The organism is Microbacterium sp. HMWF026, assembly GCF_003061325.1.
Classification (GTDB): Bacteria; Actinomycetota; Actinomycetes; order Actinomycetales; family Microbacteriaceae; genus Microbacterium; species Microbacterium testaceum_E.
Genome location: NZ_QAJB01000233.1, coordinates 1 through 2,112 on the forward strand (window position 1 = coordinate 1; position 2,112 = coordinate 2,112).

Below are 2,112 nucleotides of genomic sequence, written 5' to 3' on the forward strand. Positions count from 1 at the left end.
GCACCACCCCCGCGACGATCCCGGGGGCCGCGAGCGGCAGGGTCACCCGGCGCAGGATCGTGGCGCGCGAGGCTCCGAGCGATGCGGCGGTGCGCTCGAGGGCGACGCCCGTGCTGCGCAGGGCTCCCTCGACGGCGAGCACCAGGAACGGCAGCGCGACGAAGACCTGCGCCAGCACGACCGCCGGGGTCGTGAACGGCAGACCGAGCCCCGCGAGAGGCCCGCTGCGTCCGAACAGGTAGAGCAGGGCGACGCCCCCGACCATCGGCGGCAGCACGAGCGGCACCGTCACCAGGGCGCGCAGCACCGCCGCGGTCCGGTCGGCGCTGCGGGCGATCAGAAGGGCGAGCGGGATGCCGACGACCGCGCAGACTGCGGTGGCCACCGCCCCGGTTCCCAGCGACAGCCCGAGCGCCGACAGCGCCGCGGGTGAGGTGACGTCGCTCAGCAGCGTCGTCCACTGCACCCGCGCGACGAGCGCCGTCAGGGGCACGAGCAGGAAGAGCAGTCCGACGCCCGCCGGAACGATGAGCCAGCGCGGGATGAAGCCGCCGGTCACGGGGCGCGGAAGCCGGCGTCGGCGAGGATCCGCTGCCCGGCGTCCGAGAAGACGAACTCCACGAACGCCGCCGCCGCCCGCGGGTTCGGGGCGTCGGCGAGAGAGGCGATCGGGTAGCGGTTGATCACGGCATCCGCTCCCGCCGGCACGATCGCCTCGACGTCGCCGCGGCCGACCACGTCGGTGGCGTAGACGAGTCCCGCGTCGGCCTCGCCCGCGGCGACCTTGGTGAGGACGGCGGTGACGTTCTGCTCGGAGCTGGCGGCGGTGACGGCGACCCCGGCGTTCGACAGCAGCGTCTGCGAGGCGGCCCCGCACGGCACCTCGGGTGCGCACAGCACCGTCGTGACGCGGGCGAGGTCGGCGAGGGTCTCGACTCCTCCGGGGTTCCCCGTCGGCACGGCGATGACGAGCGTGTTGCCGGCGAAGACCTGCGGCTCGGGGGCCTGATCGACGACCTTGGCCATGTTCTTCTCGTCGGCCGAGGCGAAGACGTCGGCGGGGGCGCCCTCGGCGATCTGCGTCGCGAGGGTGCTCGACCCGTCGTACACGGGACTGACGTTCACCCCGGGGTGGGCGGCTTCGAACGCCCGGGCGATCTCGTCGAACGAGCGCTGCAGCGACGCCGCGGCGTACACCTCGACCGTGCCCGAGAGGGCATCGCCGGATGCCGCGGGCTCGGCGGGCTGAGCGGCGCAGCCCGCCAGCGCGGCGAGGGTGGCGACCACGAGGGCGGCGGTGCGCAGGGGGCGACGCATGAGGGGTCCTTCCGGCGGCGCCGGGCGGCCCGCGGCATCCATTCTTCCGCATCTGCGGGTTGCTGGGCCGAATTGGTCCGCCAATGCCGATCTTTGACCCCCGTCAGCGCCGTTGCGCCGGCACCCGGCGACTCCGTGACCGCCGACGCCGTCCCCCGTGCCGGACTCCGGAACAACCCTGCGGATCGGCCCCGACACCCCCCGATCGACCGAAACCCCGACCGAATCTCCGGAGCGCGGCACGCCCGAGCCACTCCCCGCGTCCGAACTCCACGCCGAGTCGCCGCCCGAAGCGCGAGCCCCGCCCCGCGCTCAGCCGCGCGGCGTCTCGACCGTCACAACGGTCGCCTTCACCGAGGCGACGGCCAGCGACCCGGGCTCGAGGCCGAGTTCTTCCGCCGCCTCGGCCGACATCAGCGACACAACGCGATGGGGCCCGCACTGCAGATCGACCTGCGCCATCACCCCGTCGACGCGCACGCGCGTGACGATCCCCACGAAGCGATTGCGCGCGCTCGAGGCGATCCCGGTGGGATCCGCCGGCTCGTCGGCGAGCGCCACAGCCCGCTCGGCCAGGGCCGCGCCCGGGATCTCGACCGGCGTCGCCCCCGTCGTCGGCAGCAGACCCTGTTCGATCCAGCGCCGGACGGTGTCGTCGCTGACGCCGAGAAGACCCGCGGCCTGGGCGATCCGGAAGGTGGTGGCCATGGATCGACGCTACCCGCCCGGGTGTTCTCAGGACGAGCGCACAGCCCCGAGGCCGCCCCGCCCCGTCATGACCGAACTAGGCTCGAC

Annotated in this window: 3 protein-coding genes; all 3 read right to left on the minus strand. The window is 74.3% G+C overall.

Features of this window, described 5'->3' with window-relative positions:
* On the minus strand, nucleotides 1-559 hold a 559-nt coding region (locus tag DBR36_RS09370; RefSeq protein WP_108318799.1), incomplete at its 3' end, for a molybdenum ABC transporter permease.
* On the minus strand, nucleotides 556-1,317 hold the full coding sequence (modA, locus tag DBR36_RS09375; RefSeq protein WP_108318801.1) for a molybdate ABC transporter substrate-binding protein: 762 nt from the start codon (nucleotides 1,315-1,317) through the stop codon (nucleotides 556-558). The genes DBR36_RS09370 and modA, both read right to left, overlap by 4 nt.
* A gap of 312 nt (nucleotides 1,318-1,629) precedes the next feature.
* Complete coding sequence (locus DBR36_RS09380) at nucleotides 1,630-2,025, minus strand: molybdopterin-binding protein (RefSeq protein ID WP_108318803.1); 396 nt, start codon at nucleotides 2,023-2,025, stop codon at nucleotides 1,630-1,632.
* Nucleotides 2,026-2,112: the final 87 nt, after the last annotated feature.

What these genes read in the sequence shown, in the direction of transcription:
- DBR36_RS09380 (WP_108318803.1), bottom strand. Translation starts at nt 2,025, where the DNA reads ATGGCCACCACCTTCCGGATCGCCCAGGCCGCGGGTCTTCTCGGCGTC.
- modA (WP_108318801.1), bottom strand. Translation starts at nt 1,317, where the DNA reads ATGCGTCGCCCCCTGCGCACCGCCGCCCTCGTGGTCGCCACCCTCGCC.